This is a genomic window from Actinokineospora sp. HUAS TT18 (assembly GCF_051364635.1).
GTDB lineage: Bacteria > Actinomycetota > Actinomycetes > Mycobacteriales > Pseudonocardiaceae > Actinokineospora.
This window is the reverse complement of record NZ_CP195645.1, coordinates 5,185,958-5,205,713: the sequence shown is the minus strand read 5'-3', so window position 1 is coordinate 5,205,713 and position 19,756 is coordinate 5,185,958. Positions and strand designations below refer to the sequence as shown.

19 protein-coding genes are annotated in these 19,756 nt (G+C 69.1%); 9 read left to right on the top strand and 10 right to left on the bottom strand.

Annotated elements, in window-relative coordinates:
• The first annotated feature begins 118 nt into the window (after positions 1–118).
• The 3 genes from ACSHT8_RS23910 to ACSHT8_RS23900 all read left to right on the top strand — a co-directional run bounded on the left by ACSHT8_RS23910 (position 119) and on the right by ACSHT8_RS23900 (position 4,367).
• On the top strand, positions 119–1,213 hold the full coding sequence (locus tag ACSHT8_RS23910; RefSeq protein ID WP_436493135.1) for a DegT/DnrJ/EryC1/StrS family aminotransferase: 1,095 nt from the start codon (positions 119–121) through the stop codon (positions 1,211–1,213).
• Positions 1,210–2,190 (top strand): Gfo/Idh/MocA family protein, encoded by a 981-nt coding sequence (locus ACSHT8_RS23905; protein ID WP_436493134.1) that lies wholly within the window; start codon positions 1,210–1,212, stop codon positions 2,188–2,190. Before ACSHT8_RS23910 ends, ACSHT8_RS23905 begins: the two co-directional genes overlap by 4 nt.
• A gap of 125 nt (positions 2,191–2,315) precedes the next feature.
• Positions 2,316–4,367: a N,N-dimethylformamidase beta subunit family domain-containing protein gene (locus tag ACSHT8_RS23900; RefSeq protein WP_436493133.1), complete on the top strand. Its 2,052-nt coding sequence runs from the start codon at positions 2,316–2,318 to the stop codon at positions 4,365–4,367.
• A gap of 50 nt (positions 4,368–4,417) precedes the next feature.
• Here ACSHT8_RS23900 and ACSHT8_RS23895 read toward each other — a convergent pair whose 3' ends face one another.
• Genes ACSHT8_RS23895 through ACSHT8_RS23885 form a run of 3 tightly spaced genes read right to left on the bottom strand, consistent with a single transcriptional unit; the run spans position 4,418 to position 7,127 of the window.
• On the bottom strand, positions 4,418–5,041 hold the full coding sequence (locus ACSHT8_RS23895) for an acyltransferase (RefSeq protein WP_436493132.1): 624 nt from the start codon (positions 5,039–5,041) through the stop codon (positions 4,418–4,420).
• Positions 5,041–5,970, bottom strand: a complete 930-nt coding sequence (locus ACSHT8_RS23890) for an NAD-dependent epimerase/dehydratase family protein (protein ID WP_436493131.1) — start codon at positions 5,968–5,970, stop codon at positions 5,041–5,043. Before ACSHT8_RS23890 ends, ACSHT8_RS23895 begins: the two co-directional genes overlap by 1 nt.
• A 26-nt stretch (positions 5,971–5,996) precedes the next feature.
• A complete protein-coding gene (locus ACSHT8_RS23885; RefSeq protein WP_436493130.1) occupies positions 5,997–7,127 on the bottom strand; it encodes a DegT/DnrJ/EryC1/StrS family aminotransferase in 1,131 nt (376 codons plus the stop codon).
• A 77-nt stretch (positions 7,128–7,204) separates the two neighbouring features.
• Here ACSHT8_RS23885 and lhgO point away from each other — a divergent pair, with 77 nt between their 5' ends.
• The 3 genes from lhgO to ACSHT8_RS23870 all read left to right on the top strand — a co-directional run bounded on the left by lhgO (position 7,205) and on the right by ACSHT8_RS23870 (position 11,220).
• Positions 7,205–8,386 (top strand): L-2-hydroxyglutarate oxidase, encoded by a 1,182-nt coding sequence (gene lhgO, locus ACSHT8_RS23880; protein WP_436493129.1) that lies wholly within the window; start codon positions 7,205–7,207, stop codon positions 8,384–8,386.
• A gap of 19 nt (positions 8,387–8,405) precedes the next feature.
• Positions 8,406–9,551, top strand: a complete 1,146-nt coding sequence (locus ACSHT8_RS23875) for an acyltransferase family protein (protein WP_436493128.1) — start codon at positions 8,406–8,408, stop codon at positions 9,549–9,551.
• Between the two features lie 301 nt (positions 9,552–9,852).
• A complete protein-coding gene (locus tag ACSHT8_RS23870) occupies positions 9,853–11,220 on the top strand; it encodes an SdrD B-like domain-containing protein (RefSeq protein ID WP_436493127.1) in 1,368 nt (455 codons plus the stop codon).
• Positions 11,221–11,278: 58 nt separating this feature from the next.
• Here ACSHT8_RS23870 and serS read toward each other — a convergent pair whose 3' ends face one another.
• From serS to ACSHT8_RS23850, 4 genes are read right to left on the bottom strand one after another with little or no spacing between them, the layout of a single operon-like run.
• Positions 11,279–12,541, bottom strand: coding sequence for a serine--tRNA ligase (gene serS / locus ACSHT8_RS23865; protein WP_436493126.1), 1,263 nt, complete (start codon positions 12,539–12,541; stop codon positions 11,279–11,281).
• Between the two features lie 49 nt (positions 12,542–12,590).
• Positions 12,591–13,058, bottom strand: a complete 468-nt coding sequence (locus ACSHT8_RS23860) for a DUF350 domain-containing protein (protein WP_436493125.1) — start codon at positions 13,056–13,058, stop codon at positions 12,591–12,593.
• A gap of 31 nt (positions 13,059–13,089) precedes the next feature.
• A complete protein-coding gene (locus tag ACSHT8_RS23855) occupies positions 13,090–14,256 on the bottom strand; it encodes a glutathionylspermidine synthase family protein (protein WP_436493124.1) in 1,167 nt (388 codons plus the stop codon).
• A complete protein-coding gene (locus ACSHT8_RS23850; RefSeq protein ID WP_436493123.1) occupies positions 14,257–14,895 on the bottom strand; it encodes a hypothetical protein in 639 nt (212 codons plus the stop codon). It abuts the gene before it with no gap.
• 123 nt (positions 14,896–15,018) lie between these two features.
• Between ACSHT8_RS23850 and ACSHT8_RS23845 the strand changes: the two genes are divergently transcribed.
• Positions 15,019–15,975, top strand: a complete 957-nt coding sequence (locus ACSHT8_RS23845) for a septum formation family protein (RefSeq protein WP_436493122.1) — start codon at positions 15,019–15,021, stop codon at positions 15,973–15,975.
• A 4-nt stretch (positions 15,976–15,979) separates the two neighbouring features.
• Positions 15,980–16,330 (top strand): metallopeptidase family protein, encoded by a 351-nt coding sequence (locus tag ACSHT8_RS23840; protein WP_436493121.1) that lies wholly within the window; start codon positions 15,980–15,982, stop codon positions 16,328–16,330.
• Positions 16,331–16,369: 39 nt separating this feature from the next.
• On the opposite strand, the gene ACSHT8_RS23835 is transcribed toward ACSHT8_RS23840, so the two are convergent.
• The 3 genes from ACSHT8_RS23835 to ACSHT8_RS23825 all read right to left on the bottom strand — a co-directional run bounded on the left by ACSHT8_RS23835 (position 16,370) and on the right by ACSHT8_RS23825 (position 19,073).
• Positions 16,370–16,885, bottom strand: coding sequence for a hypothetical protein (locus ACSHT8_RS23835; protein ID WP_436493120.1), 516 nt, complete (start codon positions 16,883–16,885; stop codon positions 16,370–16,372).
• 67 nt (positions 16,886–16,952) lie between these two features.
• Positions 16,953–18,131, bottom strand: a complete 1,179-nt coding sequence (locus tag ACSHT8_RS23830; protein ID WP_436493119.1) for an RtcB family protein — start codon at positions 18,129–18,131, stop codon at positions 16,953–16,955.
• A gap of 45 nt (positions 18,132–18,176) precedes the next feature.
• A complete protein-coding gene (locus ACSHT8_RS23825) occupies positions 18,177–19,073 on the bottom strand; it encodes an AurF N-oxygenase family protein (protein WP_436493118.1) in 897 nt (298 codons plus the stop codon).
• 145 nt (positions 19,074–19,218) lie between these two features.
• On the opposite strand from ACSHT8_RS23825, the gene ACSHT8_RS23820 reads away from it, so the two are divergent.
• Positions 19,219–19,749 (top strand): glucosaminidase domain-containing protein, encoded by a 531-nt coding sequence (locus ACSHT8_RS23820; protein ID WP_436493117.1) that lies wholly within the window; start codon positions 19,219–19,221, stop codon positions 19,747–19,749.
• Positions 19,750–19,756: the final 7 nt, after the last annotated feature.

The window sequence follows — 19,756 nt, the reverse complement described above, 5'->3', positions numbered from 1 at the left end:
TGCGGCTTTGCTCGCGCGGGTAGCCTGCCTCCTGGCTTTCACCTCATCCACGCCTACACCGACGAGCAACGCAAGCGGTCGTGCCCGACCGGCACCCGCCCCGATGGGAATGCGGAGAATGATCCCTATCACCGTGGTCGACGTCGCCGACGCCGAGCCTTATGTCCTCGAGGTCCTGCGCTCCGGCGTCATCGCGCAGGGACCGATGGTCAAGCGCCTGGAAGACGCCTTCGCGCAGGTCGCGGGGACCAAGCACGCCGTGGCCGTGAACAACGGCACGACGGCGCTGGTCGCCTCGCTGCAGGTGCTGGACCTCCAGCCGGGCGATGAGGTGATCACCTCCCCGTTCACGTTCGTCGCGACCCTGAACGCGATCCTCGAGGCCGGTGCCACCGCCCGCTTCGCCGACATCCGCACCGACGACTTCTGCGTCGACCCCGACGCCGTGGCCGCGCAGATCGGGCCGCGAACCAAGGTCCTCATGCCGGTGCACCTCTACGGGCAGACCGCCGACATGGGCAAGCTCGCGCCGCTGGCCGCCGAGCACGGCCTCGCGCTGGTCGAGGACTCCGCGCAGGCCGTCGGCGCCAGCTTCGACGGCCGCCAGGCGGGCAGCTACGGGCTGGGCTGCTTCTCGCTGTACGCGACGAAGAACGTGACCACCGCCGAGGGCGGCATGATCACCACCGACGACGACGAGCTGGCCGACCGGCTGCGCGTGCTGCGCAACCAGGGCATGCGCGCCCGCTACCAGTACGAGGTCGCGGGCCACAACTACCGGCTCACCGACCTGCACGCCGCGCTGGGCATCCCGCAGTTGGAGAAGCTGCCCGCGCTGACCGAGGCGCGCTCGCGCAACGCCGAGGCGCTCACCGCGGGCCTGAGCGGCATCGCGGGCCTCACCACCCCGCAGGTGCTCGCGGGCCGCACCCACGTGTGGCACCAGTACACCGTGCTCGTCGGCGACGACGCCAAGGTCGACCGGGACGAGCTGGCCGCCAAGCTCACCGAGAAGGGCATCGGCAACGGCACGTACTACCCGAAGGTCGTCTTCGACTACGACTGCTACCGCGAACTGCCCGGCGTGATCGCCTCCGAGGTGCCCAACGCCACCAAGGTCGCCGCGCAGGCGCTGTCGCTGCCGGTCCACCCGAAGCTGACCACCGACGAGCTCGACACGATCATCGGCGCGGTGCGCGAGGTGCTGGCATGAGCGAGGCGCGTCCCCGCATCGCCCTGGTGGGCGCCGGAACCATGGGGTCATTCCATGCCCGCGTGCTCGCCCAGAGCGAGCGCTGCGACCTGGTGCGCGTGGTCGACCCGAACGAGACCTCCGGTCGCGCCGTCGCCGAGCGCTACGAGACCGAGTGGGCGCCCGAGATGGGCGAGCTGTCCGACGTCGACGCCGTCGTGCTCGCCGCGGCGACCGAGTACCACCACGGGCTCGCGCTGCACGTCCTCAACCAGGACAAGCCGCTGCTGGTGGAGAAGCCGGTGTGCAACGGCCTCGCCGAGAGCGAGGAGGTCGTGCGCGTCTCCGCCGAGCGCGGCATCCCGCTGATGTGCGGGCTGCTCGAGCGCTACAACCCGGCCGTGATCACCGCGCTGTCGCTGGTCGACAGCCCGGTGCACGTCACCGCCACCCGGCACTCGCCCTACGCACCGCGCATCCGCACGGGCGTGGCGTGGGACCTGCTGGTGCACGACGTGGACATCGCCATCCGCGCGCTGGGCGGCGTCGAGCCGACGGCGGTGCAGGGCCACCTCGGGTACTTCCACCCGAACTCGGTGGAGGGCGCCGAGGACATCGCCGAGACCGTGCTGGGCTTCGCGGGCGGCGGCCTCGCCACCGTCTCGGCCAGCCGCATCGGCCAGCGCAAGGTCCGCTCGCTGGTGATCTCCGAGGTCGACCGGCTCATCGAGGCCGACCTGCTGCGCCGCGACGTGATCATCTACCGGCACGTCTCCAACGACGCGGCCACCCCGGACGGCCGCGGCTACCGCCAGCAGACCGTGATGGAGATCCCGGAGCTGCTCACCGCCCGCGAGCCGCTGGCGACCCAGCTCGACCGGTTCATCGACGTGCTCAACGGCACCGTCGACGCCGACGAGGAGCGCGACTCGATCCTGCCGTCGCACCGCGTGGTGGCCCAGGTCCTGGACCGCTCGCAGGCCCCGGTCAGCGCCTGACCCGACACAGCTGAGAATCCCGGTGAGCCGCCGCTCGCCGGGATTCTCGCGTTCAACGGACATTCGCGAAACGCCGGTGTGCCACTGAGCGATGAACCCATTACTCCCGGTGCGAGGAGGCGCTCGTGTGGGACATCAATCAGCGGTTCATCCGGTTCGTGCCCGCGGGCAACGGTGCGCTCTACGCGATCCAGGCCGACGGCCTTCTGCTCTGGTACCGGCACTCCGGGTGGCAGACCGGGGCCGCGGCGTGGAGCAACGGCGGCGGCAGACTCATCGGCGACGGCTGGCAGCAGTTCGAGACGGTCCTGGGCTCGGCCGACGGGCAGGTCTTCGGGATCACCGCGGACGGCGCGGTGCGGTGGTACAAGTACCAGCTTTCCGACCCCGCCACCGGCACGGGCACCTGGCACCCGAACTCCGGCGCGACCATCCACAGTGGATTCGCCCCGTTCCCGCGGGTGTTCGGCGGCTGGGGCGGGGTGCTGTACGGCGTGGCCGCCGACGGCTCGCTGCACTGGTGGCGATACCTCGCCGGCGACGGCACCGCGGCGCCGGGAGCGTGGGCGGCCAACAGTGGCGCCCAGATCGGAACCGGGTTCCTCCGCCACTACGAGCTGTTCGCCGACCCGAACGGCGTGATCTACGCGCTCCGCCAGGGCAGCAGCGACCTGGTCTGGTACCGCTACCTGCGCACCGACGGCACCGCGGGCCCGGGCGCGTGGGCCAACGGCGGCAATGGCGTGCTGGTCGGCACCGGTTTCTCCGACAGCGCGCAGAAGACCTGGTTCGCCAACACCTCCGGCACCGTCTACACGGTGTTCCTCGACGGCGCGACCACCCCGGGCCTGGACCACCGGCTGGTGTGGTTCCGACTCATGAACTCCGAGAACATCATCGGTGGCGCCAACATCGCCTGGTTCAACGGCGGCAGCGGGCTGTCCGTCGGCGAGGGCTTCACTGTCGAGCCGACCGCCGCGCTGCAGGGCTACCCGACGGACCTGAGCCCTCGGGCGGGCGGTCCGCAGGGCTTCGCCGTGTCGAGCACGTACACGAGTGTGGAGGCGAGCATCGAGCGGCTGGCCGTCGCCGGACAGTCCCAGGCCACGGTGTGGGGCCCGGTGTCCCAGCCCGGCAGGCTGCAGCTCCTCCCCGGCGGGTACCGCTCGACCGGCTGCGCGTGGACAGCCGACTTCACCCTCACCATCCCGCCGTCTTGGCGGTCGGGGGTCTACGTGTGCAGGCTGCGCGGCCTCCTCAACGGCGTGCGCCACACCCGGTTCGACATCCCGTTCGTGGTCCGACCCGCGGGCACGCTCTCGCCGATCGCGGTCATGCTCCCGACGAACACCTACAGCGCCTACAACACCTGGGGCGGACACAGCCAGTACGCGACCGTCGGCCAGGCCGGGGTGGCCAGGGTGGTCGCCTCGCTGCGCCCGAGCAACAGCACGTGGACCACCGGACGCGGGCGGATGAACCACACGTTCTTCAGCGATCTGCTGTTGCTGCGCTGGATGGTCGACCGCGGCTTCTCCTTCGACTGCTACCAGGACGGCGACCTCGACCACGACCCGAGCTGGCTGGCCCAGTACAAGGTGCTGGTCCTGGGCAGCCACCCGGAGTACTGGTCGCAGAAGATGCGCGACTCGCTGCGGGACTACCTCGACGGGGGCGGTCACGTCGTGGTCACCGGCGGCAACGCGATCTACGAGCGGATCACGTGGCAGCCGGGCGGCGACTCGATCGTGTTCCGGTCGTCGACCGGTGCGCATGTGCTGTTCGCCGGGCTCGGCCAGCCCGCGAGCGAGGTGATCGGCGTCGACTACGACGAGACCACGTTCATGGACTTCGGCCCGTACGAGGTGGTCTCCAGCCATCCGTTCCTGTCCGGCACGGGCCTCGGGATCGGCGACACCTTCGGCGCGACGGCCTACAACTTCACCGCGGCGGGGTGGGAGGTCGACAACACCCGACTGGGCCCGCGGCCGGGCACCACGATCATCGCGCGCGGCCGGGACTCCCAAGCGGAGATGATCCACCAGACGAAGCCCAATGGCGGCTGGGTGTTCTCCACCGGATCGATGACCTTCAACGGGGCGCTCGCCACGAGCGGCGCGGCGTCGACGATCCTGCGCAACGCGATCGAGGCGGGACTGGCGAACCCGTTGGTGTGAGCTGGAAAGCGAACTGCCCCCGAGAGATCCCCGAGGGCAGTTCGACCACGTCATTCCGGCAGGACCCCGGGCGGGGCGCCCCACACGACTTCCTCACCGCGGGCCGCGGCTTCCTCGCGGCGGCGGGCGTTCTCCGCGCGCACCCGGTCGGCCTCGGCCTGGATGTATTCCTCGTCGTACTTCTGGAACACCCTGGCGGGGTTGCCCGCGACCAGCGTCCGCGCCGGGACGTCCTTGGCCACCACGGAAAGCGGCTGAACCGTCGCGAAGTCGCCGATGGTGACCCCCGGCATGATCACGCTGTTGCCGCCGATGAAGCAGCCCTTGCCGATGCGGACCGGCTTGCGCTCGATCAGGTCGGTGGCCGAGTGGTTCTCCAGCATCATGTTCGCCAGCCAGCTGGAGTGGGTGAAGATCAGGCAGTTGAGGCCGATGCTGGTGTGCTCACCGATCTCCATGCCGCCGCTGGCGTCGAGGACCGCGCCCTCGCCGATCCAGCAGTGCTCGCCGATGCGCAGGTTGTTCGGGCTGATCACCTTCGCCCGCTCGCGGATGCGGGTGGTCTCCGGCAGCCCGAACAGCTTGGCGCGTTCGGCGTCGTTCATGTACTGACCCACGAGCTCGGTCAGGATGTGCGGGCGCAGCCGGTTGCTGCGCTCATCGTCGAAGAACATCAGCCGCCGTTTCGGATGAGGTCGGTCATGCCGTCCTCGACGGTGATGGTGGGCTCCCAGCCCAGGACCTCCTTGGCCCGGGTGATGTCGGCCGCCCGGCGCGAGACCAGCACGTCGCGCGGGTTGAACTGGGGCTCGACGTCGACGCCGACGGCGTTGATGAGGATCTTGGCCAGGTCGGCGATGGAGGTGTCGATGCCGGTGCCGATGTTGACCGGCACGTTGTCGCCCTCGGACTCCAGGGCGGCGACGACGGAGGCGGCGATGTCGTGGACGTGGATGAAGTCCATCGACTGCTCGCCCTTGCCGTCGATGACCGGCGGCAGGCCGTTGCGCAGGCGGTTGACGAAGTGGTTGATCACCGAGGTGTAGTACGCGGTGGTCTTCTGGCCGGGGCCGTAGACGTTGAAGAAGCGCAGCGCGACCCACGACAGGCCCTTGGTGCGCTGGTAGAAGCCGAGCAGGTCCTCACCGGAGCGCTTGGCGATGCAGTACGGCGTCAGCGGGGACAGCTCGTCGTCCTCGTGCATCGGCAGCTTCTTGGGGTCGCCGTAGACCGAGGCGGACGAGGCGAACACCAGCCTGCGCACGCCGTGGTCGGCCGCGGCGGCGAAGACGTTGTGGTTGCCGACCATGTTGATGTCGACGCTCTCGAACGGGTCGGCCACGCTCTTGTTGATCGACACCGCCGCGAGGTGGATGACGCTCTCGCAGCCCTTCATCGCCTGGTACACCGCGCCGCCGTAGCGGACGTCCTGGTCGATCAGCTCGACCTTGCCGGTGGCGACCAGTTCGCCGACCTTGTCGCGGTCGCCGCGGAACATGTTGTCGAGGATCCGGACGTGGTAGCCCTTCTCCAGCAGCATGGGGACGACGTGCATGCCGATGAAGCCGGCGCCGCCGGTGACCAGAACAGTGCGGGGGGACATGGCTGGATAACTCCTGGAGATCGGGGTCAGCTGGCGTCGGCGAGCACGGTGCGCAGGGTCGATGCGACCCGTTCCACCTGGTCGTCGGTGAGGTTGGCGTGCATGGGGATGGCCAGGTGGCGGGTGAACAGGTCCGCCGAGACCGGGCAGTCCGACGTGGTGCGGTAGACCGGCTGCAGGTGCGAGGCGTAGGTGCCGATGTTGCACTGCACACCCTGGTCGCGCAGGCCCTTGGCGACCTTGCCGCGGTCGATGCCGTGGTCGAGGGTGACCACGTACGACTGCCACGGGTGGACCCGGTCGTCGAGCGCGACCGGCAGCGTGAGGCCCTCGACGTCGCCGAGCAGGCTCTCGTAGGTCTTGGCGACGTGCGCGCGGTTGGCCAGCAGGGTCGGCAGCCGGTCGAGCTGGGCGAGCATGATGCCCGCCATCACGTCGGACATGCGGTAGTTGTAGCCGGCCAGGTCGAAGCTGGGCACCGGCAGGTCGCTGGCGCCCTCCCGGGTGATCGCCGGGGCGATGCCGTAGGTGTGCAGCTTGCGGGCCAGCGCGGCGAACTCGGCGTTGTCGGTGGTCAGCGCGCCGCCCTCGCCCGCGGTGATGCCCTTGCGGCCGTGGAAGCTGAAGGTGGTGAGGTCGGCGAGGCTGCCCGCCGGACGCCCCTTGTAGCTGGCGCCCGCCGAGCAGGCGCCGTCCTCGATGAGGAACAGGCCGTGCTTGTCGGCGATGGCGCGCAGCTCGTCGTAGTCGGCGGGCTGGCCGAACACGTCGACGGCGATGATGCCGGTGGTGCGCGGGGTGATGGCCGCCTCGACGGCGGCCGGGTCGGCGCTCCAGATGTCGGGGCGGATGTCGGCGAACACCGGGGTGGCGCCGGACCAGACCACCGAGTGCCCCGTCGCGGGGAAGGTGTAGTCGCCGACGATGACCTCGTCGCCGGGCTTGACCCCGGCGACCTGCAGGGCCAGGTGCAGTGCCGCGCCGCAGTTGTTGACCGCCAGCGCGTGCTGAGCGCCCGCGATCTCGGCGAAGCGGCTTTCGAACTTCCCGCAGGTGGGGCCCGCTCCGGAGAGCCACCCGGACTTGAAGACCTCGGCGACCGCGGCGAGCTCCTCGTCGCCGACGGTGGGCTGGCCGAGGGCGATGCTGTCAGACATACGTCTCCCAAGTTTGACCGTCGCGAGTGTATAGCGGTGCTCAGGTCACACCTGGCCGCCCCGTACCCTCTTGGGTCGTGCGACACATCGTGGTTATCGGAGGCGGCATTCTCGGGCTCGCGACGGCCCGCGAACTGGTGGGGCGCGGGCACCGGGTGACGGTCCTGGAGAAGGAAGACCACTGGGCGGGCCACCAGACCGGACACAACTCGAACGTCGTGCACGCGGGCCTGTACTACGCGCCCGGCTCGTTCAAGGCGAAGATGTCGGTCGCGGGCAACCGCTCGATCGTCGAGTTCGCCCGCGAGCACGGGGTGCCGGTCGACATCTGCGGCAAGCTGGTCGTGGCCACCGACGAGTCCGAACTGCCCGCGCTCGGCGTCCTCGCCGAGCGGGCCGAGGCCAACGGCGTGCCCGCCAAGCTCATCTCCCAGGCCGAGGCGCGCGACTACGAGCCCGAGGTCGCCTGCGTGTCGGCGCTGCGGGTGGAGAGCACCGGCATCATCGACTTCCCCGCCGTGTGCGCCGCGCTGGTGCGGCTGCTCACCGAGGCGGGCGCCGACCTGCGGCTCAGCACCCCCGCGCTGGGCATCCGGCCCGGCCGCACCGGCGGTGTGGAGATCGCCACCGGCGCCGAGGTGCTCCGGGCTGACGCGCTGGTCAACTGCGCGGGCCTGCACAGCGACCGGATCGCGCGGATGGCCGGGCTCACGCCCAAGGCCAAGATCGTCCCGTTCCGCGGCGAGTACTACGAGCTCAAGCCCGAGCGCGCGCACCTGGTCCGCGGCCTGATCTACCCGGTGCCGGACGCCTCGCTGCCGTTCCTCGGCGTGCACCTGACGCGGATGCTCGACGGCAGCGTGCACGCGGGCCCGAACGCCGTGCTCGCGCTGCGCCGCGAGGGCTACCGCTGGCGCGACTTCTCCGCCAAGGACCTCGCCGAGACCGCCCGGTTCCCCGGCGTGTGGCGGCTGGCCCGCAAGTACGCCTACCCGATCGGCCTGGACGAGGTCCGCCGCTCGCTGTCGCGGCGCCGGTTCGCCGCGAGCCTGGCCAAGCTGGTGCCCGCGGTCGGCACCGACGACATCGTGCGCTCCGGCGCCGGGGTGCGGGCGCAGGCCCTGCTGCCCGACGGGTCTATGGTCCAGGACTTCCTTATCGAGAGCGCGCCCAACCAGGTGCACGTGCTCAACGCGCCGTCCCCAGCCGCGACCTGCGCGCTGGAGATCGGCAAGTACATCGCCGACCAGGTCGACTGAGGGGACCCACGTGCGATCCATGACCTATGCCGACTACATGGCCCTGCGCCGGTTCCCCGCGCTCGACGGACTGCGCGCGGTGGCGGCGCTGATCGTCGTGGCGTTCCACTTCGGCGGCCCGACCTGGAGTTGGATCTCCGGCTGGATCGGGGTGCACATCTTCTTCGCGCTGTCCGGCTACCTGATCACCACGCTGGCGCTGCGTGAGGAGGACCGGCGCGGCAGGCTGTCGCTGCGCGACTTCTACATCCGCCGCGCGTTCCGGATCATGCCGGTGTACTTCGTCGTGCTGGCGATCTATGTCGGCACGCACTGGCTGCGCCACGAGTACACCGCCAGCGGCCTCGCGGCGAACATGACGAAGTACCTGACCTTCATGGGCGAGTACGTCAACGTCGCGGTGGCGCCGTTCGCGCAGGCGTGGACGCTGGGCGTGGAGCAGAAGTTCTACCTGCTGTGGCCGCTGCTGGCGTTCGTGCTGTGCGCGGGCTCGTTCGCGAAGCGGCTTGGCCTGGCGCTGACCACGATCGCGGTGCTGATCATCACGCTGATCCCCGCGACCTACAACCACGACAGCATGGGCGTGCAGTACCTGCCGATCGTCACCGGCGCCCTGATGGCGGTCATCCTGCACAACCCGCGCGGGTTCGCCCTGCTGAGCTGGCTGACCAAGCCCGCGGTGTCCGCGGTCGGGCTGCTGGTGTTCATCGGCATCCACCTGAGCGTGGAGCCGGTGTTCCTGTGGCTGAGCAATGGCGTCGTGTCGTTCAACGACACGTATCTGATCATCATCCCGACGTACGGGTTCTTCGCGGCGCTGTTGATCCCGATGCTGCTCGGGCCCGGGATCGGGCAGTGGCTGCTCACCCGCAAGCCGATGGTGTTCATCGGCGAGCGGTCGTATTCGCTCTATCTGATCCAGGGAGTCGCGGGCACCGTCGTCATCTCGACCGTGCCGAACCTGCAGTCGTGGCCGTATCTGCAGTGGCCAGCGGTCGCTCTGTTCTCGCTGATCCTCGCCGACGTGCTCTACCGGACCGTGGAGCAGCCGATGATCGGCGTCGGCAGGCGGCTGCTGACCTGGCTGAAGGCCCGGTCTGCGGCCAAGGCCGCGCCGGAGGTCACCGAGGCCAAGCCCCGCGAGACGGCGCAAGCCAGCGCCTGACCTTCGCGAACCCACCTCCAGGCCCGTGACGCCAAGTGCGTCACGGGCCTGTTTTGTCTCGGCTTCATAACGGCGGCAACCGGCCGCCGGGGTCGGGCGTGTACTCGGCGGAACCAAGTTCCACTGGGGAATCCGAATAAGCCGAACCTGGCCGCGAAATCGTTGCGGCCTATTTGTCGCGCGCATTTTCGGAAAATATCGTGAATTGTTTCGCTTGAATAACGCGAGACAACCGGGACCCCACCCCGAACGCCTTACTGAATGACCGGAACAAAGCAGCAGGAAACAGGGAGAGACCACGATGTCGAAGTACAGCAAGCTCGCCGCCCGCGCCACCGCCGCCGCCATGATCGCCGCCGCCGTCAGCCCGATGCTGTTCACCGGCACCGCCGCCGCCGACGCGCCGACCAGCACCTTCGGTGGTTCGGTGTGGTTCGACCGCGACAGCGACGGCGTTGCCGACGCGGGCGAGCCCGGCAGGCAGGGCGCGGTCGTCAAGGCATCGGGGGCTGGGGGTGAGTTCTTCGCGAACACCGACGCCAATGGCAAGTTCACTTTCCAGAAGATCCCATTCGGCGCCTACGACGTCACCCACTCCGACAACGGATTCGCGGCCACCACGGCGGCGACGGTGAAGATCACACTGAACGCGGCGACCACCGCCGAGTCGGTCGACTTCGGGGTGCGTGGCGCCTCGATCTGCGGAACGTCGTGGAACGACGCCAACGGCGACGGCAAGCACCAGGCCGACGAGCCGCGCATCGGCGACAACTTCCTGGGACTGCACAACGAGACCACCGGCAAGGACAGCTACGAGAACACCAACGCCGACGGCACCTACTGCTTCCAGGACATCCAGGCGGGCACCTACCACGTCGGCGCGAACGACCGGCTGCTGATGAGCCCGCAGCAGGGCTGGACCAAGGAGGGCGGGGACTCGAAGTTCAGCTTCGTCAACGGCCGCTCCGCCACACTGACCCTGACCCCGGGCCAGAAGATCGAGAACTTCGACGCCGGCTACCAGGTCGGCAAGATGGACGTCCGCGCCACGCAGCTGCTGCTGATCTGGGGCGGCACCACCTATGACCTGAAGGACCCGAACACCAGCCTGAGCATCCAGGTCGGCGACGAGTTCACCATCGTCGGCGGCGTCGTGCCCGAGGGCAACGTGGCCGAGCAGCTGCGCGCCGACCTGACTCTGCCGGAGGGCCTGAAGATCGTCGACAAGTTCGGTGGGATGTCCTCGCACATCTATGGCCAGAAGGTCTCGGGCTACTTCACCGAGCGCCGCCACCCCGGCCTGGTCGAGTTCGTCGGCGCCAAGGTGAAGGTCGAGAAGGCGTTCGCCACCGGCGAGATCAAGCTGGAGGGCCTGAAGAGCATCTACGGCGAGACGAACCTGACGAACAACGTGATCACCGTGCCGTTCCACGCGATCGAGGCCGAGGGCCACCCGTCCACCACCACCGCGCCCGCCACGACGACCACCACCGCGGGCGTCGTCCAGGCGAACATGCCGCAGGCGAAGGTCACCAAGGTGGCCGCGACCGGCGAACTGGCCCAGACCGGCGCCAACCCCATGCCGATCCTCGGCCTGGGCGCGGGCCTGCTCGCCGCGGGCGGGGGCGCTCTGTGGTTCACCCGCCGCAAGGCCGCCGCGCGCGACTAGTCCGCTGAACGACAAGAGGGGCACCCCGACGACCGGGGTGCCCCTCTTGCGTCTGTTGTCAGGCGATCGGTTCGAGAACCTCGCGGCCCAGGAACGGGCGGAGCGCCTCCGGGACGACGACCGAGCCGTCGGCCTGCTGGTGGTTCTCCAGGATGGCCACGATCCACCGGGTGGTCGCCAGCGTGCCGTTCAGCGTCGCGGCGATCTGGGGCTTGTTGTTCTCGTCGCGGTAGCGCACGCCCAGGCGGCGGGCCTGGAAGGTGGTGCAGTTCGACGTCGACGACAGCTCGCGGTAGGCCCGCTGGGTGGGGATCCACGCCTCGCAGTCGAACTTGCGGTGGGCGCTGGTGCCGAGGTCGCCGGTGGCGGTGTCGATGATCCGGTACGGGACCTCGATCTTGGCCAGCATCTCCTTCTCCCAGCCCAGCAGCCGCGCGTGCTCGGCCTCGGCGTCCTCCGGCTTGCAGTAGGAGAACATCTCGACCTTGTCGAACTGGTGGACGCGGATGATGCCGCGGGTGTCCTTGCCGTACGACCCGGCCTCGCGGCGGAAGCAGCTCGACCAGCCCGCGTAGCGCTTCGGCCCGGCGGACAGGTCGAGGATCTCGTCGGCGTGGTAGCCGGCCAGGGCGACCTCGGACGTGCCGACCAGGTACAGGTCGTCGTCGCGGAGCTGGTAGATCTCGCTGGCGTGGGCGCCGAGGAAGCCGGTGCCCGCCATGATCTCCGGGCGCACGAGGACCGGGGTGATCATCAGCGTGAACCCGGCCGCGGTGGCCTGGGCGGCGGCCATGTTCAGCAGGGCGAGCTGGAGCTGGGCGCCGACGCCGGTCAGGAAGTAGAACCGCGAGCCGGACACCTTCGCGCCGCGCTCCATGTCGAGCGCGCCGAGGCGGACGCCGAGGTCGAGGTGGTCGAGCGGCTCGAAGTCGAACTTCCGGGGCTCGCCGATGTGCTCGAGGACGGTGTAGTCGTCCTCGCCGCCGACCGGGGCCTCCGGGTGGACCAGGTTGGGCAGGGCGCGGTGCAGCTCGTCGAACGCCCTCTCGGCGTCGCCCTGCTCGGCCTCGGCGGCCTTGACCTCCGCGGCCAGTTCCTTGCCCTTGACCAGCAGTGCGTCGCGCTCTTCGCCGCGGGCCTTGCCGACCTGCTTGCCGAACACCTTCTGCTCGGCGCGCAGGTTGTCGGCGCGGGAGATGACGGACCGGCGCCGCTCGTCGGCCGACAGCAGGCTGTCGACCGCCGCCGGGTCCTCACCACGGGCACGCTGCGAGGCGCGCACGGTCTCCGGATCTTCGCGCAGAACCCTGAGGTCAATCACGGATGGTGAGCGTAGTACCAGCCCACCACCCGCGACGACCCGATATGCCTTAAGAGATGGCGACGGCGACGATCAGACCGAGGGCGATGTGGACGGCGGCGACGACGACGCTGGCGGGCGCGAACTCGTCGGCCTCGATGGTGCGGCCCACGTCGAGCTTCGTCACCCACTCCAGGGTCCGGACCGCCAGCACCTGCACGACGATGCCGATCAGGCCGTAGACGAACGACGTGATCAGGCCCGCCGTCAGGTCGCCCGCCGAGAAGAAGATCGCCACGACGATGATCAGCGCCATGCTGACCATGCCGGAGGCGGTGACGATGACGGCGTTGGGCTTGCCGGTGCGGACCAGCTCGCTCAGCTTGCCCGGGGTGGTCCAGTCGATGGCGTAGAAGCCGATCAGCATCAAGACCAGGCCGATGATCGCGTACAGCGCGATCGCCCCGATCCCCTTGCCGAGGTCGGCGCCGAATCCGGCGGGCAGGGCCAGCGTCGTTGCGGCGAGGTGACTGGTCACGCGTCCTCCATGGTCGTGCAGTTCTGGTGAATCATGCCTGGGGAATCCGATGTGGAACGAACGCCGCGCCGTCGTCGGTGACCAGACCGGCGGTCTCGCGGATGCCGAGGCCCGCGGCGTGGTCGCCGACGATCCAGGCACCGAGCGCGGGCCGGTAGCCGTCGAACTCGGGCAGCGGGTCGAATGCCTGGAAGACGAAGCCCTCCTGGCCGTAGACACCGGTGGTCTGGGTCTCGTAGCCGGGGGCCACGATCTGGATGTTGGCGCCCTCACGGCCCAGCTTGGGCTTGCGGACGTATTCCATGAGGATGTTCGGCTCGTCGAGGAACGCCGGGAGCAGGTTGGGGTGGCCCGGGTACATCTCCCACAGGACCGCGAGGATCGCCTTGTTGGAGAGCAGCATCTTCCACAGCGGCTCGACCCACATCGTGCCGGGCAGCGACTGGACGACGCGCTTGCCGAACTCCTCGTCGACGACCCATTCCCACGGGTAGAGCTTCATGACCGACTTCATCGACACCTCGGCGAGGTCGACGAAGCGGCCCAGCTCGGCGTCCCAGCCGATCTCCTCGATGGCGAGGCCGATGGTGTCGAGGCCCGCCTCGGCCGCGGTCTCCTGCAGGTAGGCGGTGGTGATGTGGTCCTCACCGCTGGGGTCGGCCTGCGACCAGGTGAAGTGGACCTCTTTGGACGGCAGCTTGTCGGCCACCTCGGCCCAGCGCTCCACCAGCTTCTCGTGGATGGAGTTCCACTGGTCGTCCTCGGGGAAGACCTCGGTCTTCCAGTACCACTGCACGACGGCGGCCTCAAGCAGCGAGGTCGGGGTGTCGGCGTTGTACTCCAGCAGCTTGGCCGGGCCCGAGCCGTCGTAGCGCAGGTCGAAGCGGCCGTAGACGTGTGGGTCGTGCCGCTTCCACGACTCGGCGATGTGCGGCCACACCCACTCGGGGAGGCCGAAGTCGCGGTAGCGCTCGGTCAGCACGACGTGGTCGACGGCGTCGAGGCACATGGAGTGGAGCAGTTCGACGTCGGCCTCGATCGACAGCACGTCGTCGAGCCCGAAGACGTAGTGGACCGACTCGTCCCAGTAGGGCCGCTGCGCGCCGCCGCCGTAGCGGGCGGGCGTGCCGAAGACCAGCCCCTGGGACTCGATCTTCTGGCGCCAGTCCGGGCGGGGCTGGGAGCGTTCGCGACGCACTCAGCTGCCCCCGCTCTTCCCGCCGCTGCTGCTGCCGCCCACGCCGAGCCCGCCGCGCTGCACCGACTTGCCGGACGCGGTGCGCACCGGGGTCCGGTCGGACGGCGCGACGTAGGAGCCGCCGCTGACGGTCTGGCCCTTCACGCCGGTGCCGCCGTAGTTGTAGCGGTATGAGCTGCCGCCGATGTAGATGAACCCGCCGCTGTGGTAGCCGCCGTGGCTCGTGGCGTAGCTCTCGTCGCAGAAGTCGTCGTCGACGATCACGCCGTTGCTGTCGGTGCACGTCGCGGTGACCTCGTCGGGCGTCGACGCGGCGTAGATGACCGCGACGACCGCGACCACACCCACGGTGACGCCCGCGCCGATGAGGATGCGTTTGCGCAGCTTGCGCTTGCGCTCGGCCTCCGCGTACGCCGCTTCCTGGGCTTCGCGCTCCTTGCGCCGGGCGACCTCGCGCGCCCGCTTGTCGGCCAGGGAGGCCTCGCGGGGCGTCGTCTTTCCGGGTTCCTGATAGCTGATGGAGCCCCGCTTGGGCTCCTCAGGAACGTACTTGGGCACCTCGGCGGGCGTGCCGGAGTCGCTCGGCTGCCCAGCCGTCTTGTCGGCGGGCTTCTCAGCCCCAAAGTCATTGTCAGTCATGAACCACTCCCGGCGCGAACAGTACCGATTAGAGCCCCGCCACGTTGGATGATTGTCCCGATCGCAACCTGACGTCCAGGGCTGATGCGTCCCCGGCCTCCGTGGCACGGCATCATGGAGTAGATGTCTGAAAGCGGCGACTGGTTGCGGTCCAACGACGGAACGACGAAAACCCGGCTCCTGATGGCCGGGGCGTTCGTCGGCGCCCTGTTGCCCTTGATCACCAGCATCCTGTTCTCCTGGCCGGTGCAGGCCGGGCGCGGGCCCGCCGACTCCCCCGAGGAGCTGCGGCGGGAGGCGTTCGACTCCCCCACGGGCAGCTGCCTGCAGTGGACCCCGCCGGACGGCACGGACATGCGCAGGGTCGACTGCGCCCAACCCCACTTGTTCGAGGTCACCAGCAACGTCGACGTGTCGTCGGAGTTCGGCGAGGACGCCCCGTCCCCCGACATGGCCCGCTGGCAGGAGCTCGCGGTAGCCAAGTGCACCCCCGGCGCGGCGACCTACCTGGGCGGCACCCTCGACCCTTTCGGCAAGTTCACGGTCAACGCTTTGAAGCCCACGGCCGAGCAGTGGGCCGACGGCGACCGCAAGGTCCGCTGCGGCCTGCAGCGCGCCGCGCCGTCGGGGGCGCTGCTGCCGTCGGTGGGCACCGCGGCCAAGCAGGACCAGTCCAACATCCACGAGCCGGGCACCTGCCTGGCCCTGGTCGGCCAGGAGATCGGCGACCCCACCGACTGCGCCAACCCCCACGCCTTCGAGATCGTCGGCAACGTCGACCTGAGCCAAGCCTTCCCCGGCGACTACCCGACGGTCGACGCGCAGACCGAGAAGGCCAGCGAGCTGTGCGCGATGGTCACCAACGCCTACACCGGCGGCGCCGACCTCGCGGCGAAGAAACTGACCCCGTATCCCGACACGCTGAAGGTCGAGAGCTGGGACGCGGGCTCCCGCAAGATCGACTGCAAGGTCGGCGCGAAACTCCCCGACGGCAGCGGCCTGGCCCCCATCACCAACAGCGTCCGCGGCGGCACCCCCGCGACGACCACCGCCCCCGCCCCGACCTCGACCGGCGGCTGAGCCCGTGGCCGTGGAGATGCCCCGCGCCCGGTTCGACGAGCTGGTCACCGACGCCCTGGACCTGATCCCCCCGGAGTTCGCGGCCGCGATGAACAACGTGGTGGTGCTGGTCGAGGACCGGGACCTGGACGACCCGACCCTGCTGGGCCTCTACCACGGGATCGCACTGACTGAGCGAACCTCGCAGTACGGCGGCGAGCTGCCGGACCGAATCTTCATCTACCGCGAAGCGATCCTCGACATCTGCGACACGGAGGACGACGTCGTGGAGGAAGTGGCGATCACCGTCGTCCACGAAATCGCCCACCACTTCGGCATAGACGACGACAAGCTGCACGAACTGGGCTGGGGCTAAGCCCAACACAACGCAGCCCAAGCCCCCAGACACGTGAGATCAGGTGCCAGATGCCTGTTTGGGTTGTTCGCTCTTGGCCACAACCTGCACCGTCTCCAACGACTTGTTAGCCGTCGCGGCGTACGCCGTCGCCAGGGTGGCGAAGCGGGCGTTCGCGGCTTCCGCGACGCCGGTCAGTTCACTCGGTCGGAGATTCGGATCAGCGGTCTGTGCCAGGTAGGTGTGCGTGATCATGTCTGACCAGCGGCGGAAAATGATGTCGCGTTCCACCGTCTGCAAGGGGTTCATCAGCCCGCCCACGACCAACCCGGTCACCGCCACAGCGCCAGTAGTCAGCACCGTAGCCAGCGAAGCCGATGCCGCGATCGACACGATCAGCCCGACGGTCGCCACCACCGTCGCCGCCGCGATCCCGACCATGAACCACAGACGAACCTTGGCTGAAGAAGAGTCCGCGACGGCGATGGCCGCGGCCGCCGCGGACAGCTTCTTGTTCAGCGCCGCAACGGCTTCCCCGTCCGGCCCCTCAGGAACCACAAGCTCGAACTCAGCCATCCCCCGCCCCTCACGTCACCGACTGTGTACTTGACGTCGGTGACGGAGGGGCGACGTTACGGCGCCATCAGCCCTTCACGCAGATGACCTGCTTGAGCTTCGCGACGATCTCCACCAGGTCCTGCTGGTCGCGCAGCACCTCATCGATATCCTTGTAAGCAGCCGGAATCTCATCCACGACACCCGAGTCCTTACGGCACTCCACCCCCGCCGTCTGGGCCGCAAGATCGTCACGGGTGTAGCGCTGCTTGGCCTTGTTGCGCGACATCCGCCGACCCGCGCCGTGCGACGCGGACTCGAAGCTGTCCGGGTTGCCGAGCCCGCGCACGATGTAGGACCCCGTCCCCATCGAGCCCGGGATGATCCCCAGGTCGCCGAGTCCGGCGCGGATCGCGCCCTTGCGGGTGACCAGCACCTGCTCGCCGAAGTGGGTCTCCTCGGCGACGTAGTTGTGGTGCACCGAGATCGGCTCGTCGAACTTGACCTGCCAGAACTCCTTGCGGATCACGTCGCACACCAGGCGCAGCATGACCGAGCGGTTGCGCTTGGCGTAGTCCTGCGCCCACGTCAGGTCGTGCCGGTAGGCCGCCATCTGCGGGGTGCCCGCGAGGAACACCGCCAGGTCGCGGTCGGGCAGGCTCTTGTTGTGGGCGAGGGTCTGGGCGACCTCGATGTGGTGTTGCGCCAACAGGTTCCCGATTCCGCGGGAACCGGAATGCAGCATCACCCAGACCTGCTTGGTGGTGTCCAAGCAGATCTCGATGAAATGGTTTCCACCGCCGAGCGTGCCCATTTGCTGGAGCGCCTTGCCGTGATTGCGCTTCACCGCCGGGGTCAGTTCATCGAGCGTCTTCCAGAAAGTGGGCCAATCCTTCGCGTCGCGGTCGGTGAACGCCTCGTTCTTGTGTGCGCCGAAACCGACCGGGACCGCCGCCTCGATCTTGGAGCGCAGCTTGGCCAGGCTCGCGGGCAGGTCGTTCGCGGTCAGCGACGTGCGCACGGCCGTCATTCCGCAGCCGATGTCGACTCCGACGGCCGCCGGGGAAACGGCGTCGCGCATGGCGATGACCGAGCCGACCGTGGCGCCCTTTCCGTAATGCACATCCGGCATCACGGCTACGTGCTTGAACACCCACGGAAGCGCGGCGATATTCTGCAACTGCCGCATCGCCTGTGCCTCAACCGTTTCGGGTCGGGTCCACAGTCGAATGTCGACGTTGCTGCCGGGAATCGTGGTCGCTGACATACCCCGAAGTCTAGATTTCCGGCTGTCGGTGTGGCGACTGAATTGTCAGATGATGTGCGCCCGGCGCAGGATCGCCTTCGACGGGCCGCCGATCATGCCCGCGTCGGTGAGGAACTCGACGACCTTCTCCGCCATCCACCGCCGGGTCTGGTGGAACTCGGGGTTGGCCAGCGCCGCCGCGCGGCCCTCGCGCGGGTCGATGCCGACCGAGCGGTAGACCTTCGGGTCGATGAGCGAGTCGACCACCGCGTAGGACACCAGCGCGGTCAGGTACCGGTGGGCCTCCAGCCGGGCGCGGCTCAGCTTGGGCACCGAGCGGAGGACTTCCTCGCGGGCGAAGCGGACGTGCCGCGCCTCCTCCACGACGTGGATGCGGTTGACCATGCGGATCAGCGGCTGGATGTCCGGGTCGTCCATCATGGACCGCTGCAGCCGGTCGGTCGTCTCCTCAGCCACCAGCACCGCGGCGAACATCGATGGGCCGCTGGCCAGCGCCTTGTAGCCGCGGGCGAGCTCGTGCACGATCCGCGGCGGGCCGTACCTGGGCACCCCGAAGCGCTCGACGGCCTTGGCGAACATGATCACGTGCCGGGTCTCGTCGCCGACCTCGGTCAGGGCGTACTGCGCGTGGGCGCCGCGCGGGTCGAGGTCGTAGGCGTGCCGGACGAGCAGCTGCATCAGGATGATCTCGAACCACAGGCCGACGCTGGCGATGCTGGCCATCTCGTGCTTGGACAGCTCGACGCGCTGCTCGGCGCTGAGGCGGCGCCACAGCTCGGTGCCGTAGAGGGAGACGCGTTCCTGCGGCATGTACGCCTTGCCCGGCACCGGTTCGGCGGTCCAGTCGATGTCGACCAGCGGGTCGTAGGAGTTGCGGGCGGACGAGTCCAGCAGCCTGCGGGCGACCTGCTCGGAGTCCTTGGGTTCGAGTACGCGAGACATCCGTCGTCCACCTCTCGGCAGCGCTGCCAGGGGTTAAGTGTTACGTCCGGTAACAGTTACGCATGATCCGGGCGGCTGAGTCAAGGATCACTCCAACGAGTGACGACCGGTTGCGGGTCCCGGCATCGGCACTGACGCTCGGTCCATGCGCGCCGCCGTCATCACCCTGTGTCTGGCACTGACCGTGCTGTGGGCGCCGTCGGCGTCGGCCGACGAGGACTACCTGGTGCAGGCCGAACCCGCCGCCAGGGCCGTGGCCACGGAGTTCGGTATCCCGGCCTCGGTCGCCGCGGCGCAGTCGATCCTCGAATCGGCGTGGGGCCGCAGCAGGCTCGCCGTCGACGACAACAACTACTTCGGCTTCAAGTGCAAGACCACCGGCCACGGCCCCATCGCGATCGGCTGCCGCGAGTACCCAACGACCGAGTGCACCCCCGAGTGCCTGCCCGCGGTGGCGGTGTTCCGCGTCTACGCCTCGATGACCGACTCGTTCCGCGACTACGGCCGACACCTCACCACGAGCCCGTACTACGCCGCCGCGCTCCCGCTGGCCGCCGACCCGGACGCCTTCATCACCGAGGTGGCCAAGCGCTACGCCACCGACCCGGAGTACGCGGCGAAGGTGATCAGGCTGATGAAGACCTACGACCTCTACCGGTTGGACACCCCGGTGTGACCGGTCG

Excerpts from the sequence above, each read along its gene's own strand:
- ACSHT8_RS23910 (WP_436493135.1), top strand. The coding sequence starts at position 119 with ATGATCCCTATCACCGTGGTCGACGTCGCCGACGCCGAGCCTTATGTC.
- ACSHT8_RS23905 (WP_436493134.1), top strand. The coding sequence starts at position 1,210 with ATGAGCGAGGCGCGTCCCCGCATCGCCCTGGTGGGCGCCGGAACCATG.
- ACSHT8_RS23895 (WP_436493132.1), bottom strand. The coding sequence starts at position 5,041 with ATGTTCTTCGACGATGAGCGCAGCAACCGGCTGCGCCCGCACATCCTG.
- ACSHT8_RS23890 (WP_436493131.1), bottom strand. The coding sequence starts at position 5,970 with ATGTCCCCCCGCACTGTTCTGGTCACCGGCGGCGCCGGCTTCATCGGC.
- ACSHT8_RS23885 (WP_436493130.1), bottom strand. The coding sequence starts at position 7,127 with ATGTCTGACAGCATCGCCCTCGGCCAGCCCACCGTCGGCGACGAGGAG.
- ACSHT8_RS23875 (WP_436493128.1), top strand. The coding sequence starts at position 8,406 with ATGACCTATGCCGACTACATGGCCCTGCGCCGGTTCCCCGCGCTCGAC.
- ACSHT8_RS23870 (WP_436493127.1), top strand. The coding sequence starts at position 9,853 with ATGTCGAAGTACAGCAAGCTCGCCGCCCGCGCCACCGCCGCCGCCATG.
- ACSHT8_RS23850 (WP_436493123.1), bottom strand. The coding sequence starts at position 14,895 with ATGACTGACAATGACTTTGGGGCTGAGAAGCCCGCCGACAAGACGGCT.
- ACSHT8_RS23845 (WP_436493122.1), top strand. The coding sequence starts at position 15,019 with ATGTCTGAAAGCGGCGACTGGTTGCGGTCCAACGACGGAACGACGAAA.
- ACSHT8_RS23835 (WP_436493120.1), bottom strand. The coding sequence starts at position 16,885 with ATGGCTGAGTTCGAGCTTGTGGTTCCTGAGGGGCCGGACGGGGAAGCC.
- ACSHT8_RS23830 (WP_436493119.1), bottom strand. The coding sequence starts at position 18,131 with ATGTCAGCGACCACGATTCCCGGCAGCAACGTCGACATTCGACTGTGG.
- ACSHT8_RS23825 (WP_436493118.1), bottom strand. The coding sequence starts at position 19,073 with ATGTCTCGCGTACTCGAACCCAAGGACTCCGAGCAGGTCGCCCGCAGG.
- ACSHT8_RS23820 (WP_436493117.1), top strand. The coding sequence starts at position 19,219 with ATGCGCGCCGCCGTCATCACCCTGTGTCTGGCACTGACCGTGCTGTGG.